We start from the raw sequence: 19318 nt of genomic DNA on the forward strand, positions 1-19318 counted from the left end.
TCATCAATCAAAACCACGTATATGAATTCTCACTCTCATCGTCGGGATTTCCTTCGTCAACTGGCATTGTATACAATGGGCGCCGGCATGGTTCCAACTATTCTGGCTGCCTGTAATAATGGGCAATCAACAAAAGAATCAGATACAAAGGATACCACCGCTGCCACCAAAGCGGAAGCGCTGGGTACGGCCAAATCTTTGTTCTTTAAAATTTCCCTGGCAGAATGGTCCTTCCACAAGGCATTATTTGCGAACCAGATGAGCCACCTTGACTTCCCGGTGAAAGCCAAAAAGGATTTCGGCATTGAGGCAGTAGAGTATGTGAACCAGTTCTTTAAGGACAAAGCAAAAGATAAAGGCTACCTGGCTGATCTGAAAAAGCGCTGCAGCGACAATGGTGTAAGGAGTGTATTGATCATGTGTGATGGTGAAGGAGAAATGGGCGATCAGGATACAAAGAAGAGACACCAGGCGGTTGAGAATCATTACAAATGGGTGGAAGCCGCAGAATACCTGGGGTGTCACGCCATCCGCGTCAACGCTGCCGGCGAAGGTAAGCCGGAGGATGTAGCCAAAGCAGTCGTAGAATCCCTCTCTAAATTATCAGAATTCGCAAGTACCCATAATATCAACGTAATTGTAGAAAACCATGGCGGCATTTCATCTAATGGTAAATGGCTGTCTGGTGTCATGAAAACAATCAACCGCCCTAACTGTGGTACCCTCCCTGATTTTGGCAACTTCTGCCTGAACAGAACAAAACCTGAAGCCAATACGCCTGAAGCATGGGCAAAAACTAAATGCCTGGAAGAATATGACCGCTATGAAGGGGTCACAGAGCTCATGCCCTTTGCGAAAGGCGCCAGTGCCAAAACCTATGATTTCGATGCAAATGGTAACTGCGTAGAAACAGACTATCATAAAATGCTGAAGATCGTAAAAGAGGCCGGTTATACAGGTCATATCGGTATAGAATACGAGGGCAACCAATTGTCCGAAGATGAAGGGGTGAGAAAAACATTAGCACTTCTAAAGAAAGTGGGAGAGGAACTTAGCTAAGTTCCTCCCTCCCTTATGTTACCATTTATCAAACATCTTTTAACTTGATAGTTTTATAATATCTTAGTAGTCAATTTTTAAATGCTTCTTTCGTCCGCCGTTTAGCAGTTCGTCCCCAAAAACATTGTTAGCAACTGTAAGTTTGTAGTACAACCTTCCTCAATGGATAAATTTATTTTGTTCGGCGCAGTGGCAAGTATGTTTATGATTCTTGCCTTTTATATTGATAAGCTGATATCCTTCTTTGAGGACGTAGATGAAAATGAGGTGTTGGATGTGGGTTATGGTACTTGTTCCAGAGGAGGATTTCCAGTTTCTTCGGCCAGTCCGGAGGCTCCTGTTCTACTGACCGGTATCCACTGTATGGTGGGTAACCAGTACGTATACATCTATCCTAATCCACAGGATCGCTTCCTGGCGGGGTACTTTGTACAGGTAGTAGGGACCAGGATCCTGTACAAAATAGGTAATTTCGGGGATGAGGCGATCATCATCGGTATACCTGAAAAACTACTGGGGAAAAGATTTACCCTGCAATATGCGGCTTTTGATACCCAGGACCGTGTGAGTAATAAGATCACAGTGGTGGTCGATGGCATACCTTCGCTGGTAAATGATCTCGCTGATATCTTCCAGCAGAACTGGATGCAGGAAAACTAACCTATAATTTCAAAAGCATTTCTGAGAGCTGGAAGGTCCTGTCCAGTATCACTAAAATAATACCTACACCCAGCACAACCAGCAACTCTATCGTAAGCTTTCTCACCACTCCTTTATCCTGGATATTTCTCCAGACTAGCGGCAGGTTTACCACTGCACTTGCCAGCGAGGATAGTATTGCTACATTCCCTGCCAGCGCCGGACTTATTCTGTTGTGCATGGCCATGGTAGCTGCTGCGGCCGTCGTACTGGCGCTACTCACCAATCCCCCAAATACACCGGTAGCCAGTAAACCATATGAGCCAAATACCCTTGTCAGCAAGGTGCCACCTACCTGGATCAGGATGAACAATAAGCCAAACCATAATACCTTAGGCAATGAAATAGGAGAGGCAAGTTTTAGCGTGCCGGTATCCTCCGTCATTTGGGTTTGATGGATCTTATCTCTCCATATAAAAAGAGCGGCCACTATAGACATGGCTAGTAATGGAATCAGGGTAGACGATAAAGAGGCCGGAGAAAATAAGGTGGCAATCACCAGGTTACGGGCAAACATGGCTATGGTGGTCAGCATGCAGAGTGTCGTCATTTTCGAACTGAGACCTGATGTTTGCACCCGCGAGCTCATTTCTGCCACGGTGGCACTACTGTTCACCAATCCTCCGAATACCGCACCCAGGTACAATCCACTCGTACTGAAGATCCGCAGAAATACATAGTTCACAAAGCCAATACCCGCAATGGCAATGATGCTGATCCAGGCATCACTGGGATTGAAAAGTTCCCAGCGATCAATATATTTATCAGGCAGGATAGGATAAATGACAAAGCCGATCAATCCCAGCAAAATGGCACTTCTGATTTCTGATGGCAGCAATCCCCCGGCAAATTTATTCAGTTCTGATTTCCAGGCCAGCAGCATTGTCATTACAATCGCACCAGCCACAGGGGTGAAGATATGGCCTAATCCCACGAGAATCCCTAACACACAATTAACAATGAGGGCAGCAGAGGTCGTGATTTCAACCTGTTTTTCCGTCAGCAGACTCCGTGCATTAATAGCAATGACCAGCAGAAATACGCCAATCATGGAGATAATTATAAACTGCTCGCTGATCACGGCACTTAGCATACCCAGTAAGGCTACTATTGAGAATGTACGGATACCCGCCTCTTTTTGAGACCATTTTCTTTCCATGCCCACCAGCATGCCGATGCCAGTGGAAACTGCCATTTTCAAAGCGATGGGCGCCGCATCTAAGTGCATGAATGCATCCATGGGTTAAAAACAGATTTTAATGAATATTACTTTACCTTCAATTTCACCCTGTCTCCTTTGAACTGATAGGAAAAAGACATTGATTTTTGCATCGTTTGCAACACCTGTTCCAGTGACTGATCAGGAAAACTTCCATTTACAGCAGGTAACCCCGACACATCTCCATCTACATAAATTTCCGTACCATACCACTCTTCCAGTGTATGCATTGCATTCATAAACGGTACATTGGAAAAGGTCAATTCGCCTTTCAGCCAATGATCCAGTTCTGCAGGCTGGTAGGTCTCCTTTTCCATCAGGTCTATTTCTTTGTTCGCCAGCACCATATTGCCTATACCTAGCGTTTCTGCCTGATTATCAGTAGTAGAATGGTAGGATTTAGCTACCTGTACCGTACCGCTACCCAGGTAAGCAGTTGCCCCCTGTTGTGCTTCAAAGCAGCGAATTCTGAAACTGGCAGGGGCATTATTGGTGATAGTGAGAATATTGGTAACCAGCTTGATAGCATGTTTAGTGCTGATCCAGGCTTCCCCATCCAGCAATAAGGTATGTGTTTGTGCATAGTTGTCAGGTACCAGCAGGGTAGAATTCCCATTCAGCAATATCTCAGTACTATCTGGCAGTGTAAGGGAGGTACGGGTACCCATGCTCCCCTCATGAGCGGTATAATTGACCTGCGCCTCTCTGAATGATGCCAGGGCCGGCTTTTTCCCCAGTTTGAAATACCACCTGCCAATTAAATTGGCGCCTAAGACAAGAACGAGAATGATAAACAGCCATATGCTGGACTTTTTGTTTAAAGGCACTGGGAATTTTGATTTTGATGAAGGTATAAAAATAAAGAAAAAATTATAGGCCGTATCCCCATTGGGATCAAATAAAAAATGATCCTTTATTATCAATTTATTTAATTAAAACTTCACTTGTTTTGATATTATCTAAACCTGACTAAAAGCAGGGGCCCCCCTCCGTTGTGGATGTTGGGCGGGACCTTAACTTTGCGCCCCATGGAAAAGCAGCAACCTTTGTCATTCGAGAATACCGCCATCGCCTTTGAATCCAGAACGGATAAAGCATTGAAAAAAGCTGACTTTCTGTTTAGTAACATCGGCAAACCCTGGCTGGTAAAGCTGGGAGCAGCCCTTACGCCCTTAGCCTTTAAGATGCATTTACCCGTAAAAGGAATCATCAAAACCACCATCTTCGATCAGTTCTGCGGAGGTGAAAGCCTGGAAGAAGCTGCCCGTACCGCTGAATCCCTGGACAAATACCACGTAGGCGTGGCACTTGACTATGGCGTAGAAGCCATGGAAGGGGAAGAGAACTATGACCATGCAGTACCGGAATTCATTCGGGCGATCGAATATGCCGGCGACAAATCCAGCATTCCATTCATCGCCATCAAGGTAACCGGCTTTGCCCGTATTTCCCTGCTGGAAAAAATGCATGCCGGCGAAACCCTCTCCAATGAGGAAAAAGCCGAGTTTGACAGGGTGACAAAACGAATCCAGACCATTGCTGCGACTGCTGCTAAATACAACAAAGGACTGCTCATCGATGCGGAAGAAAGCTGGATACAGCAACCGGTAGATGACATGGCCGATATACTGATGGCACAGTTCAACAAAGAAAAAGTGATCATTTACAATACTTTCCAGCTGTATCGTCACGATCGACTGGAGTTTTTAAAAGCTTCCTTCCAGAAGGCACAACAACAGGGATACCTGTTAGGTGCAAAACTGGTAAGAGGCGCCTATATGGAAAAAGAGCGCAAACGTGCGCAGGATATGGGCTATCCTTCCCCCATCCAACCGAACAAAGCAGCTACCGATACGGATTACAACGCCGCGGTAGACTTCTGCATGCAACACCTGGATAAACTCGCCGTTTTCATTGGCACACACAATGAAGATAGTAGTATGCTGGGAGCCCGGCTGCTGGAACAACAAGATCTACCTCACCAACACCCACATGTCAGCTTTTCCCAATTGTACGGAATGAGCGACAACATTACCTTCAACCTGGCACATGCCGGTTACCGGGTGTCTAAGTACCTGCCTTATGGTCCTGTAAAGGATGTGATGCCCTATCTCATTCGCCGTGCACAGGAAAATACTTCCATCTCCGGACAAATGGGCCGCGAATTGGGATTACTGCGTAAGGAAATGCAGAGAAGGGGATTGTAACATTTCATAAATGGGTCGTATCAGAAGAAATCCCATTTATGAAACCTAAAATGACAACTATGTTGTTGTTACTGACTGTAACAGCACTACCACCCATTTTGCTTTCGGTATACCTATAGTATAGCTTCGGTACAGCTATAGTGCTATAAGTGTGCTATAAGTGCACCATAAGGACACCAAAAGGGCACTTCATTATCCCTGGGATATTGAGGTGCCCTTTTAGTACCCTTTTGATGACCCTTTAATGATGAAGTGGTAGTATAGTTACATCGAAGTTGCATCGAAAAACGATTGGAGCCACCCCCCACGGGAAGCGATTCTTTTTTCCTTATTTTTGCCGAATGGAACAATACCTCAACTTACTCCAACATATTCTGGACCACGGCTCCGTAAAAACCGACCGTACTGGTACAGGAACCGTCAGCTGCTTTGGAGCTCAGTTACGTTTTAATCTCCAGGAAGGCTTTCCGTTGGTGACCACCAAAAAGCTGCACCTGAAATCCATTATCTACGAACTGCTCTGGTTCTTAAAGGGCGATACCAATATTAAATACCTGAAAGACAATGGCGTAAGGATCTGGGATGAATGGGCCAATGAAAACGGTGACCTCGGACCTGTATATGGTAAACAATGGCGAAGCTGGGAAACAAAAGATGGTAAAGTCATTGACCAGATCAGCGACGCGATCAACACGATCAAAAAGAACCCTGACTCCCGTCGTATTATCGTGACGGCATGGAATCCGGCAGACCTGCCAGAGATGGCACTCAGCCCCTGCCACTGCCTGTTCCAGTTTTATGTAGCAGATGGCCGCCTCAGTTGCCAGCTCTACCAGCGTAGTGCAGATGTGTTCCTGGGTGTTCCTTTCAACATCGCTTCCTATGCGCTCCTCACCATGATGATCGCACAGGTATGTGACCTGGAGCCAGGTGATTTTGTACATACTTTTGGCGATGTACACCTGTACAGCAATCATATAGAACAGGCAAAGCTGCAGCTGAGCCGCACTCCTTATCCACTACCACAAATGAAGATCAATCCTGACAAAAAGGATATCTTCTCCTTTGAGTTTGAAGATTTCGAGCTGGAAAATTACCAGTTCCATCCTCATATCAAAGCGCCGGTAGCTGTATAAGTCATTATTCCTCCCATTAAATTATCTACATGCTCTCTATTATCGTTGCTGCTTCAGAAAATAATGTAATCGGTATTCATAATCATTTGCCATGGCACCTGCCTGTGGATATGAAATATTTCAAAGACACGACAATGGGAAAACCAATTGTCATGGGGCGTAAATCATTTGAAGAATTAGGAAGGGTATTGCCAGGCAGACCGAATATCATGATCACCCGTCAGCAGGATTATAGCAGCCCGGGTTTGATTGTGGTGCCTTCACTGGAAGCGGGTATTGAAAAGGCGAAAACCTTTGGTACAGAAGAGATTTTCATAACAGGAGGAGGGGAGATCTTCAAAATGGCTTTGCCAATCGTAGATAGATTGTACCTGACAAGGGTGCATGCGGAAGTGGATGGGGATACTTATTTCCCTGTATTTGATCCGACCGGGTGGAAACTGGTGAAGAATGAAAGGCATGAGAAGGATGAACGGCATGCACATGCGCTGACCTTCCAGGTGTGGGAACGCGAGAAATAATTTAAAAGGCCGGGGCAATTGCCCCGGCCTTTTAAATTATCTGAATATCACCGTCCCCAATCCATTCGTCAACTCATTTTCTAACTGCTTCAGGTGTTTATGCATTTTCATACAATTGATCTGAACCTCAAAATCCGTAGCCCGCTCCAGCTCCTGCTGGTTCTCCATAATCATCTTCCGTATCTTTCGTAGCATGAGGTAATTCGTAGTAGAGATCGTATCCTTCAGGTAAGCATTATCTCCATACACCGTTTCAATCTCAAATTCTTCTTTCCATTTCGGACTCAGCTCTGCCTCTTTATCTTCCATGATCTGTACTACCATAGCCGTTACATCGTGATCGGCATGATACAGGAACCATTTCTTATCCGGCAGGTTATCCTCATCATACATTTGCTTATACTCCCTCAGAATTCGTTTTACAATTTCATTATCTGCCAGTGATTCAAAATCATAAGGCAGGTGGAAAATATAGTCGGCAACAGTATTTTTATCTTCTTCACTAAATGGTTTATCCCCAAAGCGGAGCAGTATTTTCACCAGTTCTCTTTCCTGTCGTTCATCAGGGTTAAAGAAGTTGTCCGACACTACACCACCATTCTCCATGGCTTCCATGGCAGCAATAGCTTCCGGAGAAAGATCATCGTCGGATGGAGAGGTATTTTTCTCCTGGTCTCTGGTAAACAGTTGTTCCTTTTTCTGGAATTTTTCTCTGATGAATTTATTCACCAGGTTGATCAGACCTTGTTCATCAATTTTCAGTACCTGGCTACACTGGCGGATATAATCCTGTTGTTTGGTAAAGTCCTCGGTCTTATCGATCTTGGCGATGGTCTCCGCAATTTCATTTACCAGCTGGGATTTCTTGGTCGTATCAGTACCCGCATCCTGCATGGAAATTTGCAGTTTAAACAGGATGAAGTCCTGCTTATTGTCTGCAATAAATTGCCTGAAGGCGTCTGCGCCTATTTTTTGTACATAACTATCCGGGTCTTCCTTATCAGGTATTAATACCAGTTTCACATTCAATCCTTCCTCAATAGCCATATCCAAACCACGCAATGCCGCTTTTACACCAGCATTGTCACCATCGAAAAGGATGGTGAGGTTGTTAGTATATTTCTTGATAAGGCGCAGCTGGTGCTGTGTGAGGGAGGTACCACTGGAAGCCACCACGTTTTCAATCCCGGCCTGGTGCAGGGAAATGACGTCGGTATAACCTTCCACCAACAGACATTCATTCAGTTTGTCGATAGAATGGCGGGCAAAGTAAGTACCATATAATACCCGGTTTTTGACATAGATCTCATTTTCCGGGGAGTTGACGTATTTGGGGGCACGGTCGTTCTTTACTAGAATACGCGCACCAAACCCTAGTACTTTACCACTCTGGTTATGAATAGGGAAGATCACCCTGCCACGGTAATTATCGCCGGGTTGTTCATTCCTGATGGTGACCAGACCTGTTTTTTGCAGGTATTCCAGGTTATAGCCTTTGGCAAGGGCGGCTTTGGTAAAGGCATCCCATACGTTCAGGCTGTATCCCAGCTGGAATTTGCGGATGGTTTCCTGCGTGAAACCTCTTTCCTCAAAATAGCTGAGACCTACGTTCTGACCTTCATCGGTATTAAAAAGTGTATTAGAAAAGTATTCCCTGGCGAAGTTGTTTATAATATACAGACTGTCAGCCAGCTGCTGCTGTTGCTTGACTTCTGCGCTGACTTCCGTCTCTTCTATGGTAACGTCGTAGCGTTGAGCCAGCCATCGGAGGGCTTCCACATAGGAGTATTTTTCATGCTCCATGAGGAATTTGATAGCATTTCCGCTGACGCCGCAACCAAAGCATTTGTAGATTTCCTTGCTGGGTGTGACGGTAAAAGACGGGCTTTTTTCGTTGTGAAAAGGACAGAGGCCAAGGTAGTTGGCGCCTCTCTTTTTCAACTTCACGAAATTGCCGACGATCTCTACAATGTCAATGCGGGCGAGAATCTGTTGTATGGTTGCTTGCGATATCACACCGCAAATTAGTCATTTTTGGCCGGGTGCGATACGATATTGCATAATTGACTCATATACCCTTAATAATCCTATATATAAATGAGAAGAATTTTGCTATTGTTTTATTATCCTTCGTAAAAAAAGGAGTAATGCCTTTATAATCAACCCCAAACCCTGCTATCTGATAAAAAAATACCTGTAATGGGTAATTTTACATTTAATAAAGTTCCATAACCAGACTAATTTTATCTAACTCGGAATGGAATCAAAAATCAACAACGATCAAATTCTGGCCACGCGTCTGAAGAACGGCGATCACTCCGCATTTGAGGACTTGTATGCTACTTATCACCAGTTACTGTACAGTGTAGCATTCAAATACCTGAAAAGCGCAGCGGCTGCTGAAGATGCTGTGCACGAAACGTTCGTCAGACTGTGGACACACAGAGACGCACTCGATCCGTTGCAGGGGGTACGCAACTACCTGTTCAAAACCCTCAAATTCTATATTCTGAACCTCATCAGGAATAACAAGCGCATGCTTGTCAAAAACTATGAAATCACCTACAATGCAGGCGAAATTCACCAGGAAACCGAATCTTCTGTCATATTCAACGATTATAAAAAAGCGGTGGATACTGCTATCAACAGCCTGTCTGCCCAAAAGAAACATATCTTTAAAATGAGATCCGAGCAGGGGCTCACCAATGAAGAAGTTGCCCAGCGCTTAGGATTGAGTATCAATACAGTAAAGTTCCAATATTCACAGGCCAGCAAGACCCTGAAGTCAGTTTTAAAACTTCTTTTTCTCCTCTCTGTAATCGTTTACAAACTTTTTTTTTCCTGGACATAATACTTTCTTAAACCTCAGGTGTAGTACTATATATGAAGCCGCTTATCGACCAGCATCTTTTACAAAAGTTCAGACAGGATCAATGCACACCAGAAGAATATAAAATTGTTCTGGATTGGTTCTCTACGGATGAAGGTAAAAAGTACCTGGAAGAATCGATCATGCAGGACCTGGAAGAAGGAAAAGGAAGTGATGTCACCGCATCGCCGGCACTGTACGAAACGGTAATGAATAGCATCGCTTACAAGCCACGACGCCGCATCTACACTATGCTAAAAGTAGCTGCTGTCACCGCAGGGTTGATAGTGATGACCTATGCAGGAGTTTTCTTTTATCATCATCAACAGCTTCAAGTAATTCATACAGCTTATGGAGAACTACGTACCGTCGTATTACCAGATCAATCAGTGATCACCCTGAATGCCAATAGTACATTACGCTATTATGATAATTGGGATCAATCAAAAAACAGGGAAGTCTGGATAGAAGGAGAAGCCTGGTTCTCCGTTCAGAAATCTCCCGTTCCACGGCCTTTTCTGGTCAATACTGCCAGCCGGATGCAGGTAGAAGTATTAGGTACCACCTTTAATCTCATCGACAGACATGGTCGTATGCAGGTAGTACTTAGTTCAGGCAAAGTCCGCCTGCATAGCAGTGAAGAACCAGAAAAAGCAATCGTTATGCAGCCAGGTGACCTGGTCGAATTCAAACAGCAACAGAAGACTGTACAAAGGAAGCATACAGACACACTCACCTATACTTCCTGGACTAAGCGCAATCTTCATTTTGAAAATGCCACCTTCGCACAGCTGGCACAGCAACTGGAAGATACCTATGGCGTAACTGTAGAGATAAGGGACTCCTCTCTGTTACACCAACAGTTCACCGGCACTGTACCCGGTCAGCACATGGATATGTTGCTGGAAGGTTTATCGGAACTATTTCATGTAAAGATCAAAAAGGAAAACAACAGAGTAATAATAGAAAAAAAGTAAGAAAAACAACCAATGCGTAAGAGATGTATGCTGGTGTACAACAGCATGCAACAGTAACAGCGCTTTTATTTCATTCATGCTTAAAGGCAGTAGCACACCTGCTCAATAGCGGAGCAGGGCTTCTTATGTCTTTTAAAACAGTAACACAAACCACACTCACATGAACAAGTTCGTTAGTGCCTTTATGGCGGCTATGGGCATGGTATGTTTAAACAACATACCTGCCAGTGCCCAGGACCTGGCTATGCTGGGGAAATCCGGCACTGCTCCTTTCGAAAGAACGCAGACTAAATCGCTGAAAACAGTTCTTGACAAGCTGGAGCTCAAGTACAATGTACACTTCATGTACAAAAGCAAGCTGGCCAAATTGCAGTTGTCGAACGTAGAAGAAAGCACAGCTTCCCTCGAAGATGAGCTGAAAACTATTACCGTTCCTAACAAACTGCGTTATAAAAAACTCGGAGAAGGTTTCTATATCATCTTTGCACAAGATGATGAACCTGCTACGCCAACTACTTCCAACGGTGATTTAAACACAATCGCTTCTTCATCCATCACTCCTGAAACCATTACTGCTACCTCGCTGAGAGCCATACCCGTTACTGGTGTGGTGACCGATGATAAAGGTCAACCCATTCCTGGCGTTACCGTACTGGTAAAAGGTACTACCATTGGTACTACTACCGATGCTACCGGTGCATGGAAACTGAATGTTCCGGATGCCACCGCTGTATTGGAATTCTCTTTTATCGGTTATGTAAAACAGGAAGTACCTGTAAATGGTACCACGACCTTCAATATAAAACTGATGTCGGATGTGACAAGCATGTCTGAAGTCGTTGTAGTAGGTTATGGTACACAGAAAAAAGTAAACCTCACAGGTGCGGTAACCGCCATCGATGGTAAGGAAATCAGCGCCAAACCTGTAGGCCAGGTGTCTACAGCACTGCAAGGGGTTGCTCCGGGCGTAACCGTTACCACTGCATCCGGTCAGCCTGGTGTTGACCAGGGTACAATCAAGATCCGTGGTGTCGGTACACTGAACAACACTGATCCGCTGGTGCTGGTAGATGGGGTGCAGATGAGTATGAACGATGTCGATGCCAATGATATCGCTACCTATTCTGTACTGAAAGATGCTGCTGCCGCTGCAATCTATGGTGTGAGAGCTGCAAATGGTGTAATCCTCATCACCACTAAAAGAGGTGTCACCGGCAAAGCGAAAGTGAGCTATTCCAATTATTTTGGCTGGCAGAATCCTGCCCGTCTTGCAAAATATGTAGGTGCAAAGGACTTCATGAAACTGGTAAACCAATCAGCTATCAACACTGGTGGCGCTGCGGTTTATTCTGATTCCCAGATCTCTGCCTACGACGACCCTAACCGCGATACCGATCTTTACCCCGACAATTACTGGCTCAAGAAAATCCTGACCGGTAGCGGGTTTCAACAGGAACACAGCCTGGGTATAGCAGGTGGTTCTGAAAATGTGAAATACCATTTCTCTGCAAACTATTTCGATCAGAAAGGTCTGATCACCAACATGGACTTCAACAGAATTACCGTTCGTCTGAACACAGATATCAATGTGACCAAACGACTGACATTCAGTGCAGACATCTCTGCCCGTATGAATGACAGAAATGAACCACAGGGCGTATCTGGTTCCGCATGGTACCAGTTTGGCCAGGGTGCAGTGATCAACCCACTTACGGTGAACAAGTATAAAGATGGTACCTGGGCTATTGTAAGAGGTGGCCAGAACCCCATCCGTTTACAGCAGGAAGGTGGATTGTACAACTACAAGAGTAACCTCTTCTCCGGCAATTTCAAAGGCGTTTACGACCTTGTTAAAGGATTAAAACTGACAGGTACCGCAGCAGTGAACTACCAGTCTGATTACAACTCCCTCCGCGACAAAACGTTGAATTATTATACGGATCATCCTACTAATTCCGTAATTCTGCAGTTAGGTCAGAACGATCTGACCAAGGAAGCACAGGGCTACTGGTTCAAAAACTTCCAGGCATTGGCAGAATACACCAAACAAATCGGTAAACATTATTTCAAATTGTTAGGCGGTGCTTCACAACTGAATGAAACCACCGATTACCTGAACGGTTTCAGAAAGAATCTCGCAACTGGTACCACACAACTCAATGGTGGTGAACAATCCGGTCAGAGCACAGCAGGTTATGCTATGGAATACAACCTGGTGTCCTTCTTCGGCAGATTGAACTATAACTACGATGAGAAGTACCTGTTCGAAGCAAACATTCGTCGTGATGGTTCTTCCCGGTTCCCTGAAGGCCAGAAGTGGGGTACATTCCCTTCCTTCTCACTGGGTTGGAGAGTATCACAGGAATCATTTATGCAGGATATAAGCTGGCTGAATGATCTGAAATTACGTGGTTCATGGGGTAAGCTGGGTAATGACAGGGTGGTTGTAAATTCAAGTGATCCTACTTCTTACAACTATCCTTACCAGACTACCTATAGTTATGGCAGCTATCCTTTTGGTGGTGTGCTGAATCCAACTGCGGGTATATCTGTTTATCCAAACAGTGGTTTGACATGGGAAACTTCCACTATGACCGATATCGGTGTGGATGCAACGATCCTGAAAAAACTGGATGTTACTTTCGACTGGTATAACAGAACGACAGACAACATCCTAATGACATTGCCTATTCCATCTTCTGTAGGTCTGAGCCCTTCAGCTATGAATGCTGCCAAAGTACAGAACATAGGTTGGGAACTGGGTCTGAACTACCATAACTCAATCGGTGACAAAGGATTTAAATACAATGTTGGTTTCAACATTTCTGATGTACACAACAAGATCCTGGATGTAAAAGGTACTGACCAGATCAGTGCAAACACCAACTACATTTACACAGGTACTGTAACCGGTCAGCCAATCAATGCGCTGTATGGTTATAAATCAGAAGGTATCTTCCAGACAGCAGAACAGGTAGCTGGCCATGCTAAGCAAACCGTTGGTACCACTGGCCCTGGTGACCTGATCTACAAAGACATCAATGGTGATGGTACCATCACGCAGGCGCTGGATAGCAAAGGTGGTGATATGGTGTATCTCGGCAATACCATGCCTCGCTTTACATACGGTTTCAACCTGGGTGCATCTTACAAGCACTTCGATTTCTCTGCATTCTTCCAGGGTGTAGGTAAAGTAGATATCATGACCATGCCCATAGAAAGAGCGCCTATCAGCAACGATGGTAACTTCAGAGAAGAACACCTGGATAGCTGGACTTCTACCAATACAGGTGCTGCTTTCCCAAGACTGCTCACGACTACACAGAACTACCAGGCTTCTTCCTACTGGGTAAGGAGTGGTGCATATCTGCGTCTGAAAACAGTACAGCTGGGTTATTCTCTGCCATCCAACATTTTGGGTAAATCAGGATTTGACAGATGCCGTGTGTATGTAAGTGGTGCTAACCTGCTTACCTTCTCTTCACTGCCTAATGATATAGATCCGGAGTCTCCAAACGATAGCAGGTATTACCCACAGGTAAAGACCTTCACTTTCGGATTAAATGTGTCATTCTAAATTTAGTAAGCCATGAAGAAATTATCGATATTAATCATGCTGGGTGGAATCGCATTTGCCGGTTGTAATAAACAACTGGACGATCAGCCACAATCCAGTACCAGCCAGGCAACTTACTGGGCTACTGCTACAGATGCCACCAATGCTGTGAATAATTGTTATACCCGTCTCGGTGATGTGGATAACCGTATCTTCATTTCCTGTGCTACAGATGATAGTTACAGCTGGAGCGACTGGCCAAGTGATGTGAGGCTGGTAGGTAATGGAAGTGCTTCTATCAGTACAGGTACTTTCGCGAATTTTTGGAGTAACCTGTATCATATGATTGCCACCTGCAATGATGTGATGGATAATATAGACAGGGTGACTATGGATGCTGACCTGAAAGCACGTCTGAAAGGTGAAGCCCGTTTTATCCGTGCATATGCTTATCAGCAGCTGATCGGATTGTATGGTGATGTGGTGTTCAGAGATCATACACCTACTGCAGCTGAATTTTCTGTTGCACGTACACCACGCGCTACTGTTGCCAAGTGGATTGTAGACGAAGTGGATGCCATTGCACCAGATCTGCCTATATCCTACGGTACTGCTGACCAGGGTAGAATTACCCGTGGTGCAGCGTTAGCACTGAAAGCACGTACACTGCTGTATGAAGGTGATTATACTAATGCGGCTACTGCTGCAAAGGCAGTGATGGACCTGGGTTATTACCAGATCGATGCGAACTACAACAGCCTGTTTAATGGTTCAAACAAGAACAGCCTGGAACTCATTTTAACTGCTGGTTATGTAAAGACAACACATCCAAGTGCAATGGCTACCTGGGTAGGTGGTCCTTCAATGGGTGGTTGGTCACAGGTAGTGCCCCTGCAATCACTCGTAGATGCGTATGAATGTACAGATGGTTTGCCGATCGATCAGTCACCGCTGTATGATGCAGCGAACCCTTTCAAAAATCGTGACCCACGTTTGAGAAAGGTGGTCGTAACACCGGGTGATACCCTGAATGGTGTGGTGATTGATGTAACAAATAAGAATGGCCTGGATGCATTGGGTAAAAACAATGCCTCATTCACTGGTTATTATTATAAGAAATATGTACCTACCGATATTGATGGTAACTGGGATAGTAACTCTTACAATGACATGGTGCTGATTCGCTATGCAGAAGTACTGCTCACCTATGCAGAATCAAAGATCGAACTGAACCAGATCGACCAGTCTGTATATGATGCGATCAATCTGGTAAGACAACGTCCGGGTGTAGGTATGCCTGCAGTAACGGCAACGACTGCTCCTACACAGGCAGCACTGAGAGAAGTGGTACGTCGTGAAAGACATGTGGAGTTCCCAATGGAAGACAACCGCATTTTCGACATCCGTCGCTGGAAAATAGCTGAGACAGTGATGCCGGGAGTCGCGCATGGTATCCTGAATAATTATGATGCTACCCGTTCTGATTATGGTAGCAATGTGGTGATTGAAACAAGGAAATTTACCAATCCCCGCGATTATCTCTGGCCGGTACCACAGTCCGAAATTTCTGTGAATACGGCAGCATTGCCGAACAACACAGGATGGTGATTTAGTCAAATCTCCCGCCAAACTAAAGAGTGCTTCTGCCGAAAGGCAGGAGCATTTTTTTTTGAATGAAAGGATGACGGCAAAGCCTTCTCTCCACCGGCGCCAGCCGGAATAATTGCGATCCTCCTTGCTGCCGCAGGCCAATTCAGTTAAAGACATGTTAATATCTTAAATGAATAGTAACATCTACCGCCAATGATCCGCTTTATTAAAAAATCTTTATGCCTACCCGACTGTTATTCTGTACGCTGTTCGGGGTACTGTTACTCTTAAATGCCTGTGGCTCGGACAATGAGTGGGACACCAGTAAAACTCCCTACGAGCCCGGTTATAATGCAGACCCTAACTCAAAATTGGTTCGTTTTCTATCACCCCAGTCCACTATCAATGGTGGAAACCTCTACACTTCCGGCGACTATGTACTGGAAGAAGAGAAGGACGAAGGCTTACATGTTATTTCCTACCAGGACCCTGCCCATCCTAAAAAACTGGCTTTCATCAGCATCCCCGGCTTCCGCGCAGCCGCTATCAAAGGTGATTACCTGTACGTCAGTAACTACGATGACCTGGTCACCATTCGCCTGAATAGCTTTAATAATCTGCAGGAAACGAACCGCATTTCCAAAGCATGGCACCTGAACGATTATCCACCCTTTACAGGCGTATTATTTATTTGCGCCGATTCTACCAAAGGCACGATCGTGTCCTGGAAACTGAGTGAAGATCTTACCGGAACCTCCGCAAAATGTCGTCGATAATGAAGAAAATTTACATACGCTATATATTCATACTGATAGTACCCGTATTGATGGCCGTAGATGCTGCACCCGCCGACCTGCGTTACCTTGCATCTTCCAAATCAGTAGCCCAGGCAGGCATTGTCATCAATGGCAATCACCTGTACATTGCAGACAATGATGCTGTCGTGAATTATGACCTTTCTCAGCCTGCTGCACCTGTGGAAACCGCTCGTGAAAACCTGAGCATGACGGTAGACACCATGTACCTGTACAATGATAACCTTGTCATATGCCGTGATAATTATTATGGTACCGTGGTGTATGATGTTTCTTCAGGAGGGTTCAATGCATCTGGTTTTTACTGGCAATGGAGCGCCTGCAACAAGGTGACCTTATATGACGATAAAGCATTCGTGGTTGATAAACCAGGCTACTCCTGTACCGGCGATAACCCGGATGATCATGTGAGGATGTACACCCTTACCGGCAACACTACAACCAGCACTCCCACGGCATTGGCTGCTCAGAATGTAAGTGCATTTGCAGTGACTGAAAATACGGTATATGCCTCCATGGAGAGCCAGGGGTTGGGCGTAATTGATCTGGCCACGAACCTGGTGAAAACCACCTTTCCTGATAAGGTGTATTATTTCCTGCAGGTCGCCGGTACAAAGCTGTATGGCAGGAGTAAGAGCTCACTGGATTGTTATGACATCTCCAATCCTCAGAACCCAAAATTGATTTCACAGCTTTCAAACTGATGTATCTATGAAACAAATTTACTTTCTCATATGGCTGCTATGCTGTATGACTACGGTGAAAGCACAACAAAAATTAACAGGGTTACGCGTATTCGTCAATGTAGTCTCCTTTACAGAACCCGATGGCGGACCTGCCCTGGGTTTTGAATATCGTATCAAAAATAATATAAGTGCTGCGCTGGAAGGGCAGTGGATTTTATACAACATGAATAAATACAACAGAGAAAATTATGGCTTTCGCATCACACCGGATGTAAAGTATTTTTTCCCTGGCAGGCATCAACATTATAAATGGTTCTTTGCAGCACAGGCATTATATAAGCAGGTAAATCATTACGAGAATTATATCGTTCCTCATGCTGAAAATGGAACGCAGGTGTATGAAGAACTGGTAAAATACGAACAGCAGAAACAGGTGTTTGCACTGGGAGGTCGTTTTGGATTTCAGTCTAACTTTGGTGGCAAGGATGAAAAGTTTTTCTTCGAAGCATCTGTTGGCGTAGGCTTGAAATGGAAGTGGAAGCACTATACACAGGGGCCGCCGCCGGAAACAGGTTATAAAGAAGGCGATGATTGGTTCCATGTCGATGACGGCGGAGGCGCATTGCCAGACATTCCATTTAAAGTAAGATTCGGATATCGTTTTTAATATGAAAAGAACATTACTCATTTGCACATCCCTTTTGCCTGCACTGCGGGTAATGGCCTAACAGGAACAACAAGTTTGGATACCGTTTCTGATTCCGTTATATTTGATTGATAGTCACCAAATCAATCTTAAAGAATTCACGGAATGAAAGACGTATTTATAGTCGCCGCTGTGCGTACCCCCATAGGCTCGTTTAATGGCGCTTTGTCGACTCTGCCAGCTACCCGGATGGGAGCAATTGTAATCAAAGCCGCTTTGGAAAAAGCCGGTGTGGCACCAGGTGCTGTCAATGAATTATTTATGGGCAATGTACTCAGTGCCAACCTGGGACAGGCACCTGCCAACCAGGCAAGTATTTATGCCGGTTTACCGGATACAGTACCCTGTACTACGGTGAATAAAGTGTGTGCATCCGGCATGAAATCCATCATGCTGGGCGCCCAGAGTATTATGCTGGGTGATAATGATGTGGTTGTGGCTGGTGGAATGGAGAATATGAGTGCAGTACCTTACTACCTGGATAAGGGGAGGAACGGGTATAAGTTAGGCCATGGCACCTTGTCGGATGGCATCATCCGCGATGGGCTCTGGGATCCTTACAAAGATTTTCACATGGGCAATGCCGCTGAGATCTGTGCCACTGAATACAAGATATCGCGGGAGGAACAGGACGAATATGCCTCGCGTAGTTACAAACTTGCCGCAGCAGCATTTGAGAATGGATACTTTAAAGACGAGATCGTACCAGTAGAAATCCCCGGAAAAACAGTCGTTACAGTCGCCGAAGATGAAGATTATAAAAAGGTTAACTTCGAAAAGATCCCAACACTAAAACCCACATTCCAGAAAGACGGTACCATTACAGCAGCAAATGCTTCCAATATTAATGATGGAGCGGCCGCCCTCGTATTGGTAAGTGGAGAGAAGCTGAAAGAACTCGGTCTGAAGCCATTGGCAAAAATCATCAGCTTTGCAGATGCCTCGCAGGCACCGGAGTGGTTCACCACTACACCGGTAAAGGCGGTGAATAATGCACTGAAGAAAGCAGGTATGACAATTGACCAGATGGATTTTGCTGAGATCAATGAAGCATTTTCCTGTGTGCCGATTGCGAACCAGCGGGATCTGGGCCTGGATATGAACAAAGTAAATGTGTGGGGTGGAGCGGTGGCTTTAGGGCATCCGATCGGGTGTAGTGGAGCAAGGATCGTAGTAACCCTGAATTCCATTTTGCATCAGCATAATGCGAAGTATGGTGTAGCCGGGATCTGTAATGGGGGAGGAGGAGCGAGTGCTATCATCATCGAAAGAGTATAA

The 19318-nt window shown here is 45.1% G+C and carries 16 protein-coding genes; 13 read left to right on the plus strand and 3 right to left on the minus strand.

Features of this window, described 5'->3' with window-relative positions; all coding sequences use genetic code 11:
- Nucleotides 1-21: 21 nt before the first annotated feature.
- Both SIO70_RS12265 and SIO70_RS12270 read left to right on the plus strand, forming a co-directional pair.
- A complete protein-coding gene (locus SIO70_RS12265; protein ID WP_320581147.1) occupies nt 22-1059 on the plus strand; it encodes a sugar phosphate isomerase/epimerase family protein in 1038 nt (345 codons plus the stop codon).
- A gap of 162 nt (nt 1060-1221) precedes the next feature.
- Nucleotides 1222-1719 (plus strand): hypothetical protein, encoded by a 498-nt coding sequence (locus tag SIO70_RS12270; RefSeq protein WP_320581148.1) that lies wholly within the window; start codon nt 1222-1224, stop codon nt 1717-1719.
- Between the two features lies 1 nt (nt 1720).
- On the opposite strand, the gene SIO70_RS12275 is transcribed toward SIO70_RS12270, so the two are convergent.
- Nucleotides 1721-2998, minus strand: coding sequence for an MgtC/SapB family protein (locus SIO70_RS12275; RefSeq protein ID WP_320581149.1), 1278 nt, complete (start codon nt 2996-2998; stop codon nt 1721-1723).
- 26 nt (nt 2999-3024) lie between these two features.
- Entirely contained in the window at nt 3025-3804 is a 780-nt protein-coding gene (locus SIO70_RS12280; protein WP_320581150.1) for a DUF4974 domain-containing protein, read from the minus strand.
- Between the two features lie 201 nt (nt 3805-4005).
- On the opposite strand from SIO70_RS12280, the gene SIO70_RS12285 reads away from it, so the two are divergent.
- The 3 genes from SIO70_RS12285 (at nt 4006) to SIO70_RS12295 (ending at nt 6841) form a co-directional block, all read left to right on the plus strand.
- A complete protein-coding gene (locus tag SIO70_RS12285; protein WP_320581151.1) occupies nt 4006-5184 on the plus strand; it encodes a proline dehydrogenase family protein in 1179 nt (392 codons plus the stop codon).
- A gap of 341 nt (nt 5185-5525) precedes the next feature.
- The gene (locus SIO70_RS12290) at nt 5526-6320 is read left to right on the plus strand and encodes a thymidylate synthase (RefSeq protein WP_083720420.1); all 795 of its coding nucleotides are present in this window, start codon (nt 5526-5528) and stop codon (nt 6318-6320) included.
- Between the two features lie 29 nt (nt 6321-6349).
- Nucleotides 6350-6841 carry a dihydrofolate reductase gene (locus SIO70_RS12295; RefSeq protein WP_320581152.1) on the plus strand — a complete coding sequence of 164 codons (492 nt, stop codon included), beginning with the start codon at nt 6350-6352 and terminating at the stop codon, nt 6839-6841.
- 36 nt (nt 6842-6877) lie between these two features.
- Here the strand turns inward: SIO70_RS12295 and dnaG are convergent, their stop codons facing one another.
- Nucleotides 6878-8857 (minus strand): DNA primase, encoded by a 1980-nt coding sequence (gene dnaG, locus SIO70_RS12300; RefSeq protein ID WP_320581153.1) that lies wholly within the window; start codon nt 8855-8857, stop codon nt 6878-6880.
- A gap of 241 nt (nt 8858-9098) precedes the next feature.
- Here dnaG and SIO70_RS12305 point away from each other — a divergent pair, with 241 nt between their 5' ends.
- The 8 genes from SIO70_RS12305 (at nt 9099) to SIO70_RS12340 (ending at nt 19318) form a co-directional block, all read left to right on the plus strand.
- Nucleotides 9099-9692, plus strand: coding sequence for an RNA polymerase sigma-70 factor (locus SIO70_RS12305; protein WP_320581154.1), 594 nt, complete (start codon nt 9099-9101; stop codon nt 9690-9692).
- Between the two features lie 32 nt (nt 9693-9724).
- Nucleotides 9725-10687, plus strand: a complete 963-nt coding sequence (locus SIO70_RS12310) for a FecR family protein (protein WP_320581155.1) — start codon at nt 9725-9727, stop codon at nt 10685-10687.
- Nucleotides 10688-10847: 160 nt separating this feature from the next.
- A complete protein-coding gene (locus tag SIO70_RS12315) occupies nt 10848-14264 on the plus strand; it encodes a TonB-dependent receptor (RefSeq protein ID WP_320581156.1) in 3417 nt (1138 codons plus the stop codon).
- 12 nt (nt 14265-14276) lie between these two features.
- Nucleotides 14277-15851, plus strand: a complete 1575-nt coding sequence (locus SIO70_RS12320) for a RagB/SusD family nutrient uptake outer membrane protein (protein ID WP_320581157.1) — start codon at nt 14277-14279, stop codon at nt 15849-15851.
- Between the two features lie 221 nt (nt 15852-16072).
- Nucleotides 16073-16609, plus strand: a complete 537-nt coding sequence (locus tag SIO70_RS12325) for a hypothetical protein (RefSeq protein WP_320581158.1) — start codon at nt 16073-16075, stop codon at nt 16607-16609.
- Nucleotides 16609-17352 (plus strand): hypothetical protein, encoded by a 744-nt coding sequence (locus SIO70_RS12330; RefSeq protein WP_320581159.1) that lies wholly within the window; start codon nt 16609-16611, stop codon nt 17350-17352. The genes SIO70_RS12325 and SIO70_RS12330 overlap by 1 nt, the downstream gene beginning before the upstream one ends.
- A gap of 7 nt (nt 17353-17359) precedes the next feature.
- Entirely contained in the window at nt 17360-18001 is a 642-nt protein-coding gene (locus SIO70_RS12335; RefSeq protein ID WP_320581160.1) for a DUF3575 domain-containing protein, read from the plus strand.
- Between the two features lie 144 nt (nt 18002-18145).
- Entirely contained in the window at nt 18146-19318 is a 1173-nt protein-coding gene (locus SIO70_RS12340) for an acetyl-CoA C-acyltransferase (protein ID WP_320581161.1), read from the plus strand.

The sequence above is a fragment of the Chitinophaga sancti genome (assembly GCF_034087045.1).
GTDB classification, from domain to species: Bacteria; Bacteroidota; Bacteroidia; order Chitinophagales; family Chitinophagaceae; genus Chitinophaga; species Chitinophaga sancti_B.